Source organism: Undibacterium sp. KW1 (assembly GCF_009937955.1).
GTDB lineage: Bacteria > Pseudomonadota > Gammaproteobacteria > Burkholderiales > Burkholderiaceae_D > Undibacterium.
On the sequence record NZ_AP018439.1, the window covers coordinates 2,749,464 to 2,767,613 of the forward strand.

Annotated in this window: 14 protein-coding genes; 11 read left to right on the forward strand and 3 right to left on the reverse strand. The window is 49.5% G+C overall.

The features are described 5' to 3' along the window. Positions 1-277: 277 nt before the first annotated feature. The 5 genes from smc (at position 278) to def (ending at position 8,438) form a co-directional block, all read left to right on the forward strand. The gene (gene smc / locus UNDKW_RS12450) at positions 278-3,802 is read left to right on the forward strand and encodes a chromosome segregation protein SMC (RefSeq protein WP_162058943.1); all 3,525 of its coding nucleotides are present in this window, start codon (positions 278-280) and stop codon (positions 3,800-3,802) included. Then, positions 3,799-4,881: a cell division protein ZipA C-terminal FtsZ-binding domain-containing protein gene (locus UNDKW_RS12455; RefSeq protein ID WP_162058944.1), complete on the forward strand. Its 1,083-nt coding sequence runs from the start codon at positions 3,799-3,801 to the stop codon at positions 4,879-4,881. Before smc ends, UNDKW_RS12455 begins: the two co-directional genes overlap by 4 nt. Positions 4,882-4,893: 12 nt before the next feature. Further along, positions 4,894-6,951, forward strand: a complete 2,058-nt coding sequence (ligA, locus tag UNDKW_RS12460) for an NAD-dependent DNA ligase LigA (RefSeq protein WP_162058945.1) — start codon at positions 4,894-4,896, stop codon at positions 6,949-6,951. A 1-nt stretch (position 6,952) separates the two neighbouring features. Next, positions 6,953-7,831: a UTP--glucose-1-phosphate uridylyltransferase GalU gene (gene galU / locus UNDKW_RS12465; RefSeq protein ID WP_162041346.1), complete on the forward strand. Its 879-nt coding sequence runs from the start codon at positions 6,953-6,955 to the stop codon at positions 7,829-7,831. 73 nt (positions 7,832-7,904) lie between these two features. After that, a complete protein-coding gene (gene def / locus UNDKW_RS12470) occupies positions 7,905-8,438 on the forward strand; it encodes a peptide deformylase (RefSeq protein WP_162058946.1) in 534 nt (177 codons plus the stop codon). Positions 8,439-8,507: 69 nt separating this feature from the next. Here def and UNDKW_RS12475 read toward each other — a convergent pair whose 3' ends face one another. The 3 genes from UNDKW_RS12475 to map all read right to left on the reverse strand — a co-directional run bounded on the left by UNDKW_RS12475 (position 8,508) and on the right by map (position 12,731). Continuing rightward, positions 8,508-9,254, reverse strand: coding sequence for a pseudouridine synthase (locus tag UNDKW_RS12475; protein ID WP_162058947.1), 747 nt, complete (start codon positions 9,252-9,254; stop codon positions 8,508-8,510). Positions 9,255-9,341: 87 nt separating this feature from the next. Next, positions 9,342-11,894: a [protein-PII] uridylyltransferase gene (locus tag UNDKW_RS12480; protein ID WP_162058948.1), complete on the reverse strand. Its 2,553-nt coding sequence runs from the start codon at positions 11,892-11,894 to the stop codon at positions 9,342-9,344. 27 nt (positions 11,895-11,921) lie between these two features. After that, positions 11,922-12,731, reverse strand: a complete 810-nt coding sequence (gene map, locus UNDKW_RS12485) for a type I methionyl aminopeptidase (protein ID WP_162058949.1) — start codon at positions 12,729-12,731, stop codon at positions 11,922-11,924. Positions 12,732-13,126: 395 nt separating this feature from the next. Here map and rpsB point away from each other — a divergent pair, with 395 nt between their 5' ends. From rpsB to UNDKW_RS12515, 6 genes are all read left to right on the forward strand, one after another. Further along, positions 13,127-13,873, forward strand: a complete 747-nt coding sequence (gene rpsB / locus UNDKW_RS12490) for a 30S ribosomal protein S2 (RefSeq protein WP_110253518.1) — start codon at positions 13,127-13,129, stop codon at positions 13,871-13,873. 137 nt (positions 13,874-14,010) lie between these two features. Then, the gene (tsf, locus tag UNDKW_RS12495; protein ID WP_162041351.1) at positions 14,011-14,892 is read left to right on the forward strand and encodes a translation elongation factor Ts; all 882 of its coding nucleotides are present in this window, start codon (positions 14,011-14,013) and stop codon (positions 14,890-14,892) included. 257 nt (positions 14,893-15,149) lie between these two features. Then, positions 15,150-15,866, forward strand: coding sequence for a UMP kinase (pyrH, locus tag UNDKW_RS12500; protein ID WP_162041352.1), 717 nt, complete (start codon positions 15,150-15,152; stop codon positions 15,864-15,866). An 85-nt stretch (positions 15,867-15,951) separates the two neighbouring features. Further along, entirely contained in the window at positions 15,952-16,512 is a 561-nt protein-coding gene (gene frr / locus UNDKW_RS12505; protein ID WP_110253515.1) for a ribosome recycling factor, read from the forward strand. 35 nt (positions 16,513-16,547) lie between these two features. Beyond that, positions 16,548-17,327 carry an isoprenyl transferase gene (locus UNDKW_RS12510; protein WP_162058950.1) on the forward strand — a complete coding sequence of 260 codons (780 nt, stop codon included), beginning with the start codon at positions 16,548-16,550 and terminating at the stop codon, positions 17,325-17,327. Next, positions 17,327-18,145 carry a phosphatidate cytidylyltransferase gene (locus UNDKW_RS12515; protein WP_162058951.1) on the forward strand — a complete coding sequence of 273 codons (819 nt, stop codon included), beginning with the start codon at positions 17,327-17,329 and terminating at the stop codon, positions 18,143-18,145. Before UNDKW_RS12510 ends, UNDKW_RS12515 begins: the two co-directional genes overlap by 1 nt. Positions 18,146-18,150 lie beyond the last annotated feature (5 nt).

An 18,150-nucleotide genomic window follows, 5' to 3' on the forward strand; every position in this document is an offset into this window, starting at 1 on the left:
GCCGTATTCCGGCATTTTATTTGGTCTGCTTGAGCTTGTTACTTCTTATTTGCAATCCGTATTATAGCGTCCTGAGGATTCTACAGAGAAAGGCTTTCATCTGTACTTGTGCGAAATACTGATTAATATGTAAATTGTGTCATAAGTTTGAAAACTGAAAATTTTGCTCTTACGATGGTATGATGCAGCGATACAGGAGCGTGGCTGGTAGTGATGGCCTTGGCATTAATACGATACGCGGTAGATTTGACTGCAAAAGATAATAAAATTATATAAAGTGCGATTAACTTCTATTAAATTATCGGGATTTAAATCTTTTGTAGATCCCACTCATTTTCAGGTTCCTGGCCAGCTGGTTGGTGTCGTCGGCCCTAATGGCTGCGGCAAATCCAATATTATTGATGCCGTGCGCTGGGTTTTGGGTGAATCCAAAGCCTCTGAGTTGCGTGGTGAGTCCATGCAGGACGTTATCTTTAACGGTTCTACCCATCGCAAACCCGCTGGACGTTCATCGGTCGAGCTGGTTTTTGACAATAGTATGGGGAAAGCTGCCGGTCAATGGAGTCAATATGCTGAAATCGCCGTCAAGCGCACATTGACGCGAGATGGCACTTCGACCTATTACATCAACGGGCAGCCTGTGCGCCGTCGTGATATCCAGGACATCTTCCTCGGTACAGGCCTGGGTCCGCGCGCTTATGCGATTATCGGCCAGGGCATGATTTCGCGCATCATTGAAGCCCGTCCAGAAGAATTAAGGATTTTCCTTGAGGAAGCTGCCGGTGTTTCCCGCTATAAAGAACGCCGCCGCGAGACAGAAAACCGCATTCACGACACCCATGAAAACCTGGTGCGCGTTGAGGATATCTTGCGTGAGCTGAATAACAACCTCGAAAGATTGGGGGCGCAGGCTGTTGTTGCCAATAAATTCCGAGAATTGCAGACTGATCAGGAAGAAAAACAAAAACTGCTGTGGTTGCTGCGCAAAAAAGAAGCAGAAAACGAACAGAAAAAGCATTTCGCCGAGATAGAAAAGACCCAGACCGACCTCGAAGAGCAAACCGCCAAGCTGCGCCATGTCGAGCTGGAGCTGGAGCAAATGCGCCAGGCGCACTATGCAGTCGGTGACCGCATGCATCAGGCGCAAGGTCATTTGTATCAGACCAACGCTGAGATTGGCAGCCTGGAAGCGCAAATCAAATTCGTCATTGAATCACGCAGCCGCTTACAATCACAATTGCAGTCGCTGACTGCACAGCGCGATCAATGGCAAAACCAGGGCAAGCAATTTCAGGATGATTTGTCTGAAGGCGAAATCCATGTAGAGGAACTGGCCATGCGCGCCGAGCAGGCGCTGGAAGTCAGCCAGCAACAGCAAGACAAACTGCCAGCGATGGAGCAAATATGGCGTGAGTCGCAACTGAAGACGACAGAATCACGCGCCAAAATCATGCAGATGCAACAGCAGATAGAGCTGGAATCTGCGCATCAGCGTAATGCCTCGAACATCCTGAATACCCTGGCATCCAGGCGTGAACGCCTGATGCAGGAAAAGCAAGGGTTGGTTTTGCCGGATACGACGCACCTGGACAATCTGTCCATGCAGCTGGAAGAGAAAAAGCAGGTGCTGGAAGAACTGACCATGCAGTTGGAAGAAGCGCAAGAGCGCCTGCCTTTGCTGGAGGATGAGCGGAAACAGGCGCAGCAGCAAGTGAACCAGGATAGTGCTGAATATGCGCAGCTGGAAGCACGTCTGCTGGCGCTGAAGCAATTGCAGGAAAAAGTGCAAAGTCAGGGCAAGGTTCAGCCTTGGCTGGAAAAACACGAATTGAGTGGTCTGCCAAAAATCTGGCAAAAACTTCATATTGAAGCTGGCTGGGAAACTGCGCTGGAATCCATCCTGCGCGAACGTACCGCAGCGCTGGAAATGTCGAATCTGGACTGGGCCAAGGCCTTTTTTGGTGATGCGCCCCCTGCCAAGCTGGCTGTTTGTGCGCCAACTATAGCAGCAGAAACTACAGTGCCTCTGGCTGGCTTCAAACCTTTCATTGATTTGCTGCAACTTAATGACGCTGGTTTGCGTGGTTTGATGCAGGATTGGTTGCATCAGGTGTATATCGCCGAAGATATTACTTCTGCCTTCATGGACAGGATTAAATTGCCAGCCGGTGCCTGTTTTATCACCAAACAAGGCCATGTCATTGCCCGCTCCAGTGTACGGTTTTACGCCTCCGATTCCGAGCAGGACGGCGTGTTGGGACGTCAGCAAGAGATTGAAAACATCACCAAGCAATGCCGCGCCAAGCACATGCTGGCAGATGAGTCCAAGACCCGCGCAGTGCGTGCTGAATCTGTCTATACCCAGGCAACCCAGCAATTGCAGGACTTACGCCAGCGTGTGGGCAGCCTGACGCAGACTACCCATAGCCTGCAAATTGAATTTATGAAACTGTCTGAAGTGCAGGAGCGCTTTAATCAGCGCAGCACACAGATAGGCAGTGACCTAGCGGAGATTGCTGCGCAAGAAGCCGAACAGCAACAAATTCGTGCTGAGTCTGAACAAAAGTTTGAACAGTTGGACATGGATTTGGCGGAGCTGCAGGAAACCCATGAAGAAGGGCAAACAGCTTATCTTGAAAAAGAACAGCAACTGAATGAAGCCAGGCAGCGTTTGCGCGATCTGGAACTGGCTGCGCAAGAAGCTGCTTTTGCAGAAAAATCCCATCGCAGCAAGTTGGAAGAATTACGCCGCAGTATTGCGACTGCTCTCGAACAATCTGCGCAATTATTTGCCAGCATGCAGCAAGGCCAGTTGGAACTGGAATCCATGGATGATCAGGCAGCACAAGCAGGTCTGCAAGATTTGCTGGACCGCCGCAGCTCTCAGGAAGTTGCCTTGGCAAACGCACGCCATGAACTCGATCAACTGACGCAGCAATTACGCCATCACGAAGAATCCAAAATGCAGGTGGAACGCAGCCTGCAACCACAGCGTGACCGTATCGTTGAATTGCAATTGAAAGAACAGGCCGCACGTCTGAGCCAGGAACAATACGCAGAGCAATTGCGCAATTTTGAAGTCGATGAAGAAGTCTTAGCGCAAAAACTGCATGATGATCTCAAGCCATCCTATCTGCAGGGTGAGGTTACCCGTCTGACCAATGCGATTGCCGCTTTGGGTGCTGTGAACATGGCTGCCCTTGATGAACTGGCGCAGGCAACCGAGCGCAAGACCTTCCTCGATGCCCAGCATGCTGATCTGACTGAGGCAATCACGACTTTGCAGGATGCCATTCACAAGATTGATATTGAAACACGCGACTTGTTGCAAGATACCTTTGACAAGGTGAACCATCATTTCGCTGAACTTTTCCCGATTTTATTTGGTGGTGGCCAGGCGAAACTGATCATGACAGGCGATGAAATCCTGGATTCTGGCGTGCAAGTCATGGCGCAACCACCTGGCAAAAAGAATGCCACCATTCATTTGCTGTCTGGCGGTGAAAAAGCCCTGACGGCAACAGCATTGGTATTCTCGATGTTCCAGTTGAATCCTGCACCTTTCTGTCTGTTGGATGAGGTTGATGCGCCGCTGGATGACTCAAACACCGAGCGTTTCTGTAATATGGTGAAACGCATGTCGTCAAACACACAATTTTTATTTATCTCCCATAACAAGATTGCGATGGAAATGGCCCAACAATTGATTGGTGTCACCATGCAAGAACAGGGGGTTTCACGAATCGTGGCGGTAGATATGGAATCTGCCGTCAATTTTGCTACTGAGGTTCAAGCAGCATGACAGATCTACAAATCAGCTTGTTAGCGATAGGTGGAACGCTGGTGGTTGGCGTCCTGATTTTTAATAAATGGCAAGAGTATAAAGCCAAGAAAACCGTTGAAAATGCGTTTGGCGATGGACATGATGATGTCCTCATGCATCCTGATACGCCTGTCGATTCCATCGTCAGACACGAACCCAGTCTTGATGGGGATGTTCAGCCTGTTGCAGATGTGCCGCAACACCATGCGCCCATGCATGCAAATGCTGACACTGAAATGGAAGCACCGGTAGCGATACAAAATAAAGAACTGCCAGTCGATGAGTTAATCGATTGCGTGATTCCGCTTGAGTTTGAAACACCAGTGCGCGGCGAAAAAATCCTGGCAGAAATTGCTGACCTTAAATACGTGGGTAAAAAACCTGTGCACTTTATTGGACAGAGTCATAGTGGTGAGCGTGACGTGATTGCCGTCGGTGGTGCTTACACTTGCCTGTTTGCCGGTGTGCAAATGGTCAGCCGCAATGGACCTTTGAACGAGCTGGAATATTCCGAGTTCATTATGAAGTTGCGGGCGATTGCTGATAATCTGAGTGCGCACCCTGATATCCCGGACATGAACAAGGTGATGGTCAATGCCCGTGAACTGCATCAATTTGTCGCTGAACACGATGCGCAATTGAGCGTGAATATCGCTGCCAATGGGGCACCATGGGCCTTGAATACTTTGCTCGCAGCATTGGAAAAAATGGGCTTTGATCAGCGTCCTGATGGCCGCCTGATGATGCCAGACGGTGATGGTGGTAGCCTGTTCACATTATCCACGAATGTCAGCGTCAGTGAGACCATGACTTCACGTCTGACCTTGCTGCTGGATGTGCCTTGCGTTGCTCCTGCTCGCGACGGTTTCGGCGCCATGGCGGCTTGTGCGCGCTCACTGGCAACTCGCCTGAGCGGTACGGTCGTAGATGATGGCAATCAACCCATTTCCAAATTGGCGTTGGATGAAATATCTGGTCAGGTTCATGAGTTTTATGCGGCAATGGCAGAGGCGCAGATTCCTGCGGGCTCTTTGCGTGCCCAGCGATTATTTAGTTAATTTATTCCAGACATGCAGAATGATCTTTTGGATGCTGCCGCCATGGCGGCAGATACTTCAACATTGGTAGCACAGGCAGAAAGTCTGCGCGCAGAGTTGAACAGGCATGCCCATGCCTATTATGTGCTGGATAACCCCAGTGTCCCCGATGCTGAGTACGACAGACTGTTTTCGGAACTTCAGCATCTCGAAGAAGCGCATCCTGAATTAAAGACCCTGGATTCACCGACGAATAGGGTAGGTGGAACACCTTTGCCTGAATTTGGTCAGGTACAACATGCCGTGCCCATGTTGTCCCTGAATAATGGCTTTGAAGATGAGGATGTCATTAATTTTGACCGCCGTGCCCGTGAGGGGCTTGATGCGCAAAATGATATTGTCTATGCGATAGATTTGAAGTTTGATGGCCTGGCCATCAACTTGCGGTATGTCGATGGCGTGTTCATGCAGGCAGCAACACGCGGTGACGGTTTTACTGGCGAGGATGTCACTGAAAATATTCGCACCATACGCAGCATCCCATTGCGCTTGCGGGTAGAAAATCCGCCAAAGATATTGGATGTGCGTGGTGAAGTATTGATGTTCAAACGCGATTTTGAAAAACTCAATCAGCGCCAGCGAGATGCCGGTGCCAAAGAGTTTGCCAACCCGCGTAATGCTGCTGCTGGCAGCCTGCGTCAGCTTGATTCAAAAATTACTGCCCAGCGTAGCCTGCGTTTCTTTGCCTATGGCATAGGCTTGTTGGAAGGCATGAATGTGCCTCCCTCACATCGCGCCTTGCTGGACTGGTATAAGCAGGCAGGCATCCCAGTCTGCGAAGAAAATGCCCTGGTCAGTGGTGCGTCTGGTTTGCTGGCGTTTTACAAGACAATTCAAGCCAGGCGCGACAACCTGGATTACGAGATTGATGGCGTAGTCTATAAGGTTAACGATTTTGCCAGTCAGCAGTCGCTAGGTTTTGTATCACGCGCGCCACGCTTTGCAATTGCTCACAAATTCCCGGCCCAGGAAGCTTTAACGACAGTACTGGATATAGAAGTGCAGGTTGGCAGAACTGGTGCCATTACACCAGTTGCCAGGTTGGCCCCGGTTTTTGTCGGTGGCGTCACGGTAACCAATGCGACCCTGCACAATGAAGAAGAAATACAGCGCAAGGATATACGCATAGGTGACACGGTTTCTGTGCGCCGTGCTGGTGATGTCATACCTGAGGTTGTCGCCAGCATATTGGAAAGACGTCCGGCAGACTCTCGCCAGTTTGTCATGCCAGTTGAATGCCCGATTTGTGGCTCACCCATACAAAAGCCGGAAGATGAGGCGATTGCCCGCTGCAGCGGTGGCTGGATAAAATGTTCGGCACAACGTAAAGGGGGGCTGTCTCATTTTGCCTCCCGCAAGGCCATGAATATTGATGGCGTTGGCGAGCAGCTCATTGATCAATTGGTTGACAAGAATGTGGTTACAACTGCCGCAGATTTATATAAGCTTGGGTTGCGCTCACTGGTAGAACTGGACCGCATGGCAGAGAAGTCTGCGCAAAATGTATTGAGTGCGCTGGAAACTTCCAAGCTGACCAGTTTCCCTCGCTTTATCTATGCGCTGGGCATACGCCATGTCGGTGAATCTACAGCAAAAGATCTGGCTGCGCATTTTGGCAATGCAGATGCATTGATGAAGGCGACGGAAGAACAATTGCTGGAAGTGTCCGATGTTGGGCCCGTCGTTGCAAAATCTATCTTGCGCTTCTTCTCTGACCCACTTAATGTGGAACTGGTGGAGCAATTACTGGCGTCCGGCATACACTGGCCCGCTATTGAGGTGCAGGAAAAAGGCGAGCAGGTATTGGCAGGCAAGACGCTGGTATTGACAGGTACACTGCCCACACTGAGTCGCGATCAGGCGACAGAGGTCATAGAGAAGGCTGGTGGAAAAGTGTCAGGCTCAGTATCAAAAAAAACCAGTTATCTGGTTGCCGGTGACGATGCGGGAAGCAAGCTGGTAAAAGCGCAAGAATTGGGTATTAGTATTTTGACAGAAGCAGAATTGCTTCAACTTTGTTCCGGGAGCTGAAATGAGAAAAATTAAAAAAGCCGTATTTCCAGTGGCAGGTTTGGGTAGCCGCTTCCTGCCAGCTACCAAGGCACAACCAAAAGAGATGTTGCCTATCGTTGATAAGCCACTCATACAATATGCGGTTGAAGAGGCAGTGGAAGCTGGCATTACTGAAATGGTGTTCATCACTGGTAGAAATAAACGGGCGATTGAAGATCATTTTGATAAAGCCTATGAGCTCGAAAGCGAACTGGAAGCAGCAGGTAAAGAAGCCTTGCTGGATCTGGTCAGGAATGTGATCCCCAAGAATATCAACTGCATCTACATACGCCAGACAGCTGCATTGGGTTTGGGTCATGCGGTATTGTGCGCACGTCCTGTCATTGGCGACGATCCTTTTGCTGTGCTGCTGGCAGATGACTTGATGGATGCCGACGCCGGCCAACCTTCTGTCATGGCGCAAATGGCACGCCAGTATGAGGCAGAGGGTGGAAGCATTATTGCCGTGCAAAACGTGCCACGTGAATTTACCCGTCAATATGGTATTGTCAGTGGCACCCCTTATACTGAAAGTCTGGAAAGAGTGCAGGGCATAGTCGAGAAACCTATGCCTGATGTTGCGCCATCCACCTTGGCAGTAGTTGGACGTTATATTTTGTCTGGTCGTATTTTCTCTTACCTGGAAACTTTGGGAAAAGGTTCGGGTGGCGAAATTCAATTGACCGATGGTATAGCTGCCATGCTGAAAGATTTTCCTGTCTATGCTTTCCGTCCGAATGCAACACGGTATGACTGCGGCTCCAAGCTTGGCTACCTGAAAGCCAGTGTTGCTCTCGGTTTGAAACACAAGGAAACCAGTGCAGAATTTACCGAATTCCTGCAATCTTTGAATAAATAATGCAATTCTGCGGCCAGCTACAAACTGGCCGTATTTGTATTAAGTCATTTACTCTTACTACATTTGGTGCGCCATGATTCATCCTATCCTGAAAATGGGCGATCCACGGCTGTTAAGGGTTGCGGAGCAAGTCACCGCCTTTGATACGGCAGAATTGCATGAACTTATCAAGGACATGTTTGAAACCATGATTGCTGCTAATGGCGCAGGGTTGGCAGCGCCTCAGATAGGTGTGAATCTGCAATTGGTGATTTTCGGTTTCAAGAATAACCCCCGTTATCCTGATGCACCTGTCGTGCCAGAAACTGTACTGATCAACCCTGTACTCACGCCTTTATCTGAAGAAACTGATGACGCATGGGAAGGTTGCCTCTCGGTACCAGGTATGCGCGGCCTTGTGCCACGCTGGAGCGCCCTTCGCTATGAAGGTTTCGATCAGTTTGGCAGGCGTATCTCTCGCGATGTTGATGGTTTTCATGCCCGTGTCGTACAGCATGAGTGCGATCACCTGAATGGCATACTGTATCCCATGCGCATACGAGACCTGACGCAGTTTGGTTTTACTGAAGTCCTGTTTCCTGAGCTTGATCCTAACGACGACGATTGAGTCAGTAACTTCAAAACACAAGGGCAAGAATTTCAATTCTTGCCCTTTGTTTATTTTGATGAACACAAATTAAAACTGCTCATCTTCACGCAGATAGCGCCACTGGCCTTCTGGCAATTTACCCAGTTTGATCTTGCCTATGCGCACACGTTTGAGGCCTATGACTTTCAGGCCTACCATGTCACACATGCGCCTGATCTGGCGTTTCTTGCCTTCGCGCAGGATGAAGTTTAACTGGTCTTCATTTTGCCAGGTGACTTTGGCAGGCAGCAGTTTCTTGCCATCGAGTGACAGACCATGATTCAGGCGGCGCAGGTCTGCATCGGGCAGGCGTCCGGGCTTGCTGTATTGCACACGCACCAGGTATTCCTTTTCCACCACCGTGGTTTCGCCTATCAGGTGCTTGGCGATGCGGCCATCCTGGGTCAATACCAGCAGGCCAACGGAATCAATATCCAGGCGGCCAGCGGGTACCAGGCTACGCAATTGGGTAGGGTGGAACTGGGTATCAACTTCATCTTCAACCCAGCGGTTTTCTGGCTTGATCAGGGCGATTGCAGGTGTGTAGCCATCTTCAGCCTGGCCGCTGACATAACCTACCGGTTTGTTGATGAGTACTGTGACACGTTTCGATTGCTCGGCGGCGGCTTGTCTTTCCACTGTTACTTTTTGATGCGGGAGTACCTTACTGCCCAGTTCAGAGATGACTTTGCCATCAACCCTGACCCAGCCGCGCGCTATCCATTCGTCGGCCTCGCGGCGGGAGCAAAGGCCAAGTTCGGACATGCGTTTGGAGAGTCTTACAAGTTCAGTCATGATGCTTTTAGAGTAGTCTCGCCTGAGTCTGGTTGTGGGTCAGGCGAGGGTGTTGATTATTCGGTTGTAATATTGCGTTGCCAGCGTTTAAATTCTGAGTGCATCCAGCAAGTCGGTTTCAAACTGTATCTGGCTACGCGCACCTTGCAAGGCCTGGCCATCGACGATGAAAACGTCTTCTACCCTTTCGCCCAGGGTCATGATTTTGGCCGTATGCAAATTGATTTTATACTTAGTCAGGATATTTGCCACTGCATAGAGCAAGCCATTTCTGTCATTCGCAGAGATCGACAGTAAATAATACTGGCCACGGTCATCTGGTCGTAAATCGACTGTGGGCACGATAGGGAAAGTGCGTGACATGCGTGACAAGCGCCCCCGGTTAGGTGGGGAAAGGGGAGTCTGGCGTGTCAGTATCTCTGTCAGCTCATGTTCGATCAAATTAATGATGTCACGATAATTATTGGCAAAAGCCGGTTCTATGACCAGGAAGGTATCAAGGGCATAGCCATTTTTGCTGGTATGAATTTTTGCATCGAGAATGCCAAAGTTCTTGCCGTCAAAATAATTGCAGATACGCGCAAACAGGTCGGGCTGGTCTTTGACATAGACTGTGATCTGCAAACCTTCGCCTATGGGTGAGAGGCGGCATTTCACCACGGGTGTCTGGCTGTCTATACGGTCATGCAGGGCGCGTGTTTGCCAGGCGATATCTGATGCATCATGGCGCAGGAAATAGGCGACATCCAGTTGTTGCCAGAATTTTTCATGTGCGTCAGGTGCCAGGCCGTACAGGCGCAAGGCTTTCAATGCATCTTCCTGGCGATTTTTTAATTCCCTGTCTTTGCTAGGCGCCTCTCCACCCAGTACCCGTAAAGCCATGCGGTACAGGTCTTCCAGTAGCTTGCCTTTCCACGCATTCCAGACCTTGGGGCTGGTGCCACGTATGTCGGACACCGTCAGCAAATACAGCGCCGTCAGGTGGCGTTCATCCTTGACGATGTTGGCAAAATTTTGTATCACGTCCGGGTCAGACAAGTCCTGCTTTTGCGCCACATGCGACATGGTCAGGTGATTCTGTACCAGGAAAATAATCAGCTCGGTATTGGCTTTGCTGAGTCCATGGTCATAACAGAATTTTTTTGCATCAGCCATGCCAAGGATGGAGTGATCGCCGCCACGGCCCTTGGCAATATCATGGAACAAGGCCGCGATATACAAAACCCAGGGTTGATTAAAATTCGCCATCAATTGGCTGCAGAAAGGGTATTCGTGCGCATGCTCAGGCATGGTGAATCGACGCAAATTGCGCACCACCATGAGAATATGCTGATCCACCGTGTACGCATGAAACAAGTCATGCTGCATCTGGCCTATGATGCGGCGAAAGTTGGGCAGATAGCGTCCCAGAATACTCATCTGGTTCATGCGCCGCAGGGCATGGGTAATCCCTTGCGGCGACTGCAGGATTTGCAGGAACAGTGAGCGATTGAAAATATCGTGGCGGAATTCGGCATCGATCAGCAAACGTGCATGCCACAATGCACGCAAGGTCCTGGCCGTCATGCCCTTGAGTTCACCATGCTTGGCCATCGCCAGAAATACTTCCAGTATGGTCGATGGATTTGCTTCAAACGTGTCATCCCTGGCGATATCAATGAAGCCATTCACTTCGTTGAAGTGCTCATTAATCGGGCGGGGCACAGAAGGCTGGGGGAACAATACTGCCTCTATGTTTTGCAGCAACACGGTATTGAGCTGCGTGACTGCCTTGGCGGCCCAGTAATAGCGCTGCATCAGGTATTCGCTGGCACGCCTCGATTCTGTGGTCTTGAAGCCAAAGGTTTCTGCTATTGGTGTCTGGACGTCGAAAATCAGACGATCTTCACGGCGTCCTGCATAAATATGTAGCCGTATGCGTATATCTTTGAAGGCGCGCTCATTGCGCTTTAACTGGCGGGCCTCAATATCGGTGATCAGGCCGCGCTCTGCTAGCTCACGCCAGGAGTTGCCCAGATTGGCTGCCTTGGCTACCCACAGTATGACTTGCAAGTCCCTGAGTCCACCCGGGCTCTCTTTACAATTGGGCTCCAGGCTATAGGGCGTATCTTCGTATTTGACATGGCGCTGTTGCAGTTCCAGCAGTTTTTCCTGAAAAAACTTCTGTGGATTCAAGGCCTCAGCATACCGTTGCTGCATTTCCTTGAATAATTTACGGCTGCCGGTAACCAGGCGTGCTTCCAGCAGGCTGGTTTGCACGGTGATGTCAGCTGCAGATTCCTGCAGACATTCATCAATGGTACGTATGCTGTGACCAATATCCAGGCCGATGTCCCAGAACAGCTGTACCAGTTTTTCCAGTTTGTCGCGCATGGCGGCGTCCGGCCTTTGCTGCAACAGTATCAACACATCAACGTCAGAGTAGGGGAAAAGCTCACCGCGTCCGTAACCACCTACAGCGACCAGCGCTGCCTCTTTCGGAAACTCAAAGTGACGCCAGATTTTACTGAGTTGCTGATCGACATTGCGGCACAAATCATGCAGCAGTTGCTCTGCCTTATGATTTTCCTTGAACGCATTGATGACGATCAGTTGCGCTGATTTCAGTTCTTCCTTGAAAGAGAGTGCCGGTGTCTGCATGTGACCAGGGTCTTAATCGAGTTTGATTTAAGCGAGTTTGATGAAGTCCGGAAGAGGCGGATAGCCTGCCGACAAGGTCAGCACTTCATAACCGGTTTCAGTTACCAGCACAGTATGCTCCCATTGCGCTGACAAACTGCGGTCCTTGGTCTTGATGGTCCAGCCGTCCGGCATTTCCTTGATGTCGCGTCGGCCGGCATTGACCATGGGTTCTACCGTAAAAATCATGCCTGGCAAGAGTTTTTCCATGGTGCCGGGCTTGCCGTAATGCATGACTTGCGGTGCTTCATGGAATATCTTGCCTATGCCATGACCACAGAATTCACGCACTATGCTATAGCCCGCACGCTCAGCATGCTGCTGTATGACATGGCCGATGTCGCCGAGATGCGCACCTGGTTTGATTTTATCTATGCCCAGCCACATGCATTCATAAGTAATGGCATTCAGGCGCTTGGACAGGATGGATGGTTCGCCCAGCAGGAACATGCGGCTGGTGTCGCCATGATAGCCATTTTTGATGACGGTAATATCCAGATTGACTGAGTCTCCGTCTTTCAAAACCTTGTCGCCGGGTATGCCGTGACAGATTACATCGTTGACCGATGTGCATATCGCTTTGGGATAAGGTGTATAACCTGGTGGGCAGTAATTCAGCGGGGCGGGGATGGTGCCTTGCACATTGGTCATGAATTCGTGGCACAAGCGGTCCAGTTCACCCGTTGTCACGCCAATTTTAACGAAAGGCGTGATGTAATCGAGAACTTCCGAAGCCAGTTTGCCAGCGATGCGCATGCCGGCGATATCTTCCGGCGTTTTGATAGTAATAGCTTCCATACGTTTTCTTGTCGTTTACCAAGACTTGTATAGCGCGCAAATGGAGTAATCCTGGCAATTCTGTGCCAGGCAAGTCCAGGCTTGCTTATCCGCTACAGTCTTGGTTTGAGTAAAATTGCGAAAGTGTTGCAGAACCGGAATTATAGTCCATGAAGGGCGCTGCCGTATCGGGCCGACATCCTTGCGATATTATGCGACCGAAGACAGCACTTGAGGGAAATGCGATTTTCATAGTAGAATAGATGGTTAGCTTGTAGATGTATAGAAATGCGGTACTTGCTAATTAATATTTTATCAATCGAATCCGGTCGAAAAGGGTGTCTCGCAGCGCTTAATTATTGAGCCTGGACTGCTGAGATCACTGGCTGGATTCAAGACCTAACCCTGGAGTTATTATGTCTGTAACAATGCGTGAAATGCTGGAAGCTGGTGTGCACTTTGGTCACCAAACCCGTTTTTGGAATCCAAAAATGGCACCGTACATCTTCGGTCATCGCAACAAGATTCATATCGTCAACCTGGAAAAAACACTGGCAATGTACCAGGACGCGATGAAGTACATCCGTCAATTGTCTTCCAATCGCGGCACAGTGTTGATGGTTGGCACCAAGCGTCAATCCCGTGACATCATCGCAGCAGAAGCACAACGTGCTGGCATGCCTTTCGTTGATCAACGCTGGTTGGGTGGTATGTTGACTAACTTCAAAACAGTCAAAACATCTATCAAGCGCCTGAAAGACATGGAAGCTTCCATCGAAGACGGCTCTGTTGAGAAGCTATCCAAAAAAGAAGCCCTGATGTTCCAGCGCGAAATGATCAAGCTGCAAAAATCCATCGGTGGTATCAAGGATATGGGCGGCGTTCCTGATGCAATTTTCGTGGTCGATGTTGGTTACCACAAAGGTGCAATTACTGAAGCAGCGAAACTGGGTATCCCGGTTATCGGCGTGGTTGATACTAACCACTCCCCAGAAGGTGTTGCATACATCATCCCTGGTAATGATGACTCCTCCAAAGCAATCGCTTTGTATGCTCGCGGTGTTGCCGATTCCATCCTGGAAGGCCGTGCAAACGCAGTGAACGAAGTTTTGGAAGCTGTTAAGCCAGGTTCTGATGAGTTTGTAGAAGTAGAACAAGCTTAATTGCCTGTTCTGGCACATGGTTTCAAGTCGCCGATGGTGGCTTGAAACAAAAAATGGGGCAACAGTCGTTCGCCCTTTTTTTTAAACAAAATTTGATATCGGTGTTTCTTTAAACACCTTTGAACTAGGAGAATGACATGGCGGCGATTACAGCAGCTTTGGTAGGTGCACTGCGCGCAAAAACAGATGCGCCAATGATGGAATGCAAAAAAGCGCTGACAGAAGCAGAAGGCGATATGGACCGTGCGGAAGAGATTCTGCGTGTAAAACTGGGTAGCAAAGCTTCCAAAGCATCCTCCCGTATTACTGCAGAAGGCGTTGTCGCATCCTATATCTCTGGTAATGTTGGTTCCCTGATCGAAGTTAACTGCGAAACAGACTTCGTGACCAAGAATGATGATTTCCTGGCGCTGGCTAATACTTGTGCAAAACTGATTGCTGAACACAATCCTGCTGATATTGCAGCTTTGGGTGCATTGCCACTGGATGGCAAAACAGTTGAAGAAGTGCGCGCAGCACTGGTTGGTAAAATCGGCGAAAACATGTCTTTCCGTCGTTTTGTCCGCTTTGACACAACTGCCAAACTGGTTTCTTACCTGCACGGCACACGTATCGGTGTGGTTGTCGAATTCGACGGCGCAGATGAGCAAGTTGGTAAAGACGTGGCAATGCATATCGCTGCGATGAAACCAGTATCCCTGTCTTCTGACCAGGTGCCTGCTGATCTGATCGAAAAAGAGCGCTCTGTAGCGGCTTTGAAAGCTGCAGAATCTGGCAAGCCAGCAGATATCGCTGAAAAAATGGTTGAAGGTTCCGTACAGAAATTCCTGAAAGAAGTTTCTTTGCTGAATCAGACATTCGTTAAGAATGACAAGCAAACAGTTGAACAGATGTTGAAATCTGTTAATACAACTGTTAAAGCATTCACCATGTTTGTTGTTGGTGAAGGCATTGAGAAGAAGCAAGATGACTTCGCCGCAGAAGTGGCTGCTCAAGTGGCTGCTGCAAAACAAGCGTAATTGGCGAAATAAAAAAACGGGCCGAAAGGCCCGTTTTTTTAAATCCAGCGATTGTAAGTATTTGTGTCTGAGCATCAAATTTGTGTATTCAGGTGTAAATATGAGTGTGTGATAAGTGAGTGGTGCTCCATTTGCTTTGTGTATTGCCTGACCGGGCTAGTTTGCAAATCAAATGGTCATTGAAGAGCCTTATCCAGGTGACTTCATCCAGTACGCATTTCATATCAATTATTTAAACTACCAGAAGGAGTCCTATCATGACAAAACCTGCTTACAAGCGTGTGCTCTTGAAGCTCTCTGGCGAAGCCCTGATGGGCGATGATCCGTTTGGCATTAACCGTGCGACGATAGAGCGCATGGTGGCTGATGTGGCCGAAGTATCAAGAATGGGCGTTGAGTTGGCCATCGTTATCGGTGGTGGCAATATCTTCCGTGGCGTGGCACCTGGTGCACAAGGTATGGACAGGGCTACTGCAGACTATATGGGCATGTTGGCGACAGTCATGAATGCTCTGGCATTGTCAGATGCCATGCGCCAGGTAGGTCTGACTTCGCGCGTCATGTCAGCTATTGCCATCGACCAGGTTGTTGAACCTTATGTTCGCCCTAAAGCCTTGCAATATCTGGAGGAGGGTAAGGTCATCGTCTTTGCTGCAGGTACCGGCAATCCTTTCTTTACTACCGATACAGCAGCAGCTTTGCGCGGCTCGGAAATAGGCGCCGAAATCGTTCTGAAGGCGACCAAGGTTGATGGCGTTTATACCGCCGATCCTAAAAAAGATGCCACAGCGACACGTTATACAACGATTTCGTTCGACGAAGCTATTGCCCGCCATCTGCAAGTCATGGATGCAACTGCGTTTGCTCTGTGCCGTGATCAAAAATTGCCTATCAAGGTATTTTCCATTATTAAACCGGGTGCATTGAAGAATGTCATTCTGGGGGCAGACGAAGGCACCTTAGTGCACGTATAATCCTGCACTTCGGATTGTTTCATATTAATTCGGCAAGGAGCGCGGCCAGAGCCGCCGCTCTTGCCCAGATGTACAGGAGAGCGCGATGAGCGTAGCAGATATCAAAAAAAGTTCTGACCAGCGTATGCAAAAGTCCATCGAGACTTTAAAGGCTGATTTGTCAAAAGTACGCACTGGCCGTGCCCACACCGGCATTCTTGATCATGTCCAGGTTGATTATTACGGCACACCTACCCACATCACCCAGGTTGCCAATGTTACTTTGATCGATGCGCGCACAATAGGTGTGCAGCCTTGGGAAAAGAAAATGTTGAATGCAATTGAAAAAGCGATTCGTGATGCCGATCTTGGCTTGAATCCATCTTCACAGGGTGAACTGATTCGTGTACCAACACCACCGCTGACTGAAGAGCGTCGCAAAGAAATGGTCAAGCTGGTCAAGACGGAAGGTGAGAGTGCCAAGATCGCTATCCGCAATATTCGCCGCGACTCCAATGAGTCCCTGAAGAAGTTACTTAAAGAAAAAGAATGCTCTGAAGATGATGAACGTCGTGCGCAAGACGACATCCAGAAGCTGACAGACAAGTTTGTTGCAGAAGTGGATAAACTCCTGGCTGACAAAGAAAAAGAAGTGTTGACAGTTTAAGCCGTCTCCCGCGTATCAACACATTCTGGATTTACATGACCCATACAAGTTCCACCAAGGAAATTCCGGCAGTTGGCGCAATTCCTAAACATATAGCAATTATTATGGATGGCAATGGACGCTGGGCAACCAAGCGTTTTTTGCCACGAGTCGCCGGGCATGTAAAGGGCGTTGAGGCGGTCAGGGGCATCGTAGAAGCCTGTGCCCGCCGCGGTGTTTCTTACCTGACATTTTTTGCCTTCAGTTCAGAAAACTGGCGCCGGCCCGCTGAAGAGGTTTCGCTACTGATGCGTTTGTTTGTCACCGCTCTTGAAAAAGAAGTGGCGAAAATGCACGCCAACAATATACGTCTCAAGGTCGTTGGTGATCTCGCCAGATTTGATCCCCAACTGCAAAACATGATTTTGGCAGCAGAGCAAAAAACTGCCAACAATCAAGGCTTGACTGTGACTGTTTGTGCTAATTACGGTGGGCGCTGGGATATCATGCAGGCCGTGAACCGCCTGCAAAAAGAGCGTGCCGCTGCTGGACTGGCCGATCAGGAAATCACAGAAGATCAGCTTTCCGCCTATCTTTCAATGGCCTATGCGCCTGAGCCGGATTTGTTTATCCGTACCGGCGGCGAGACGCGCATTTCCAATTTTCTGCTCTGGCAACTGGCGTATAGTGAGTTGTATTTCACTGATACGTTCTGGCCTGACTTTGACGCAGCAGCTCTGGACTTGTCCATATCCTCGTATCAAAACCGCGAACGTCGCTTTGGGCGTACCAGCGCTCAGGTGTCTGAGCAATCTGCCCAGCAAGAAAGCAAGTAATGCTTAAAACCCGTGTCCTGACTGCTTTGGTTCTGCTGGCCATTTTGCTGCCAGTCCTGTATTCGGCCAATTTTTATGCTTTCTCTGTATTGGCGGTGGCTTTTTTTGCTGCTGCCATGTGGGAATGCCAACGCCTGTTCAAAAAACCTGGCCCCATCATCATGGCTGCGTTGTGGGTTGGTCTGCTGGTGTATTGCTTATTCCATCTGGCAGATTTTTCTCACCCCTTGCTGTTTGCGCTGAGCACGGCATTTTGGGCTTTAAGGTTAGTCCCCACGCTAGCCAGGGGCTTGCCGGAAACGCATAATTTTTCCAGTGGCATGCTGAGTACTTTGTATGGCATCAGTATTTTTGCCTGCTTCATCGCGATTGCGGTGTTCTTTCAGCGCTCACCGATGTATCTGTTTTCTGTTATGGCCATCGTCTGGATTGCTGATATTGGGGCCTATTTTTCTGGTAAAACTTTTGGCAAGCGCAAACTCGCACCCACAATTTCTCCGGGTAAATCGTGGGAAGGTGCTATCGGTGGTTGGATCTGCGTATTGCTATTGGCGGCAGCGACAAGCTTTATCCCTGCTTTGGAAAATACTTTCACTGCGCAATTAGTTGCCAGAAAAGGCTGGCTTATCTTTATTGGTGCCATGACTTTGATTACTGCGGCCAGCGTAGTGGGCGATCTGTTTGAATCTTCATTGAAACGCCGCGTCGGTATGAAAGACAGTAGCAACCTCTTGCCCGGGCATGGTGGTGTACTCGACAGGATAGATGCGCTGATACCAGTGCTTCCCCTGGCAGCTCTAGTCGATTTGTGGCGATAAAATAC

What these genes read in the sequence shown, in the direction of transcription:
- UNDKW_RS12515 (WP_162058951.1), top strand. Translation starts at nt 17,327, where the DNA reads ATGCTTAAAACCCGTGTCCTGACTGCTTTGGTTCTGCTGGCCATTTTG.
- UNDKW_RS12480 (WP_162058948.1), bottom strand. Translation starts at nt 11,894, where the DNA reads ATGCAGACACCGGCACTCTCTTTCAAGGAAGAACTGAAATCAGCGCAA.
- frr (WP_110253515.1), top strand. Translation starts at nt 15,952, where the DNA reads ATGAGCGTAGCAGATATCAAAAAAAGTTCTGACCAGCGTATGCAAAAG.
- ligA (WP_162058945.1), top strand. Translation starts at nt 4,894, where the DNA reads ATGCAGAATGATCTTTTGGATGCTGCCGCCATGGCGGCAGATACTTCA.
- tsf (WP_162041351.1), top strand. Translation starts at nt 14,011, where the DNA reads ATGGCGGCGATTACAGCAGCTTTGGTAGGTGCACTGCGCGCAAAAACA.
- map (WP_162058949.1), bottom strand. Translation starts at nt 12,731, where the DNA reads ATGGAAGCTATTACTATCAAAACGCCGGAAGATATCGCCGGCATGCGC.
- galU (WP_162041346.1), top strand. Translation starts at nt 6,953, where the DNA reads ATGAGAAAAATTAAAAAAGCCGTATTTCCAGTGGCAGGTTTGGGTAGC.
- UNDKW_RS12475 (WP_162058947.1), bottom strand. Translation starts at nt 9,254, where the DNA reads ATGACTGAACTTGTAAGACTCTCCAAACGCATGTCCGAACTTGGCCTT.
- def (WP_162058946.1), top strand. Translation starts at nt 7,905, where the DNA reads ATGATTCATCCTATCCTGAAAATGGGCGATCCACGGCTGTTAAGGGTT.
- UNDKW_RS12455 (WP_162058944.1), top strand. Translation starts at nt 3,799, where the DNA reads ATGACAGATCTACAAATCAGCTTGTTAGCGATAGGTGGAACGCTGGTG.
- UNDKW_RS12510 (WP_162058950.1), top strand. Translation starts at nt 16,548, where the DNA reads ATGACCCATACAAGTTCCACCAAGGAAATTCCGGCAGTTGGCGCAATT.
- pyrH (WP_162041352.1), top strand. Translation starts at nt 15,150, where the DNA reads ATGACAAAACCTGCTTACAAGCGTGTGCTCTTGAAGCTCTCTGGCGAA.
- rpsB (WP_110253518.1), top strand. Translation starts at nt 13,127, where the DNA reads ATGTCTGTAACAATGCGTGAAATGCTGGAAGCTGGTGTGCACTTTGGT.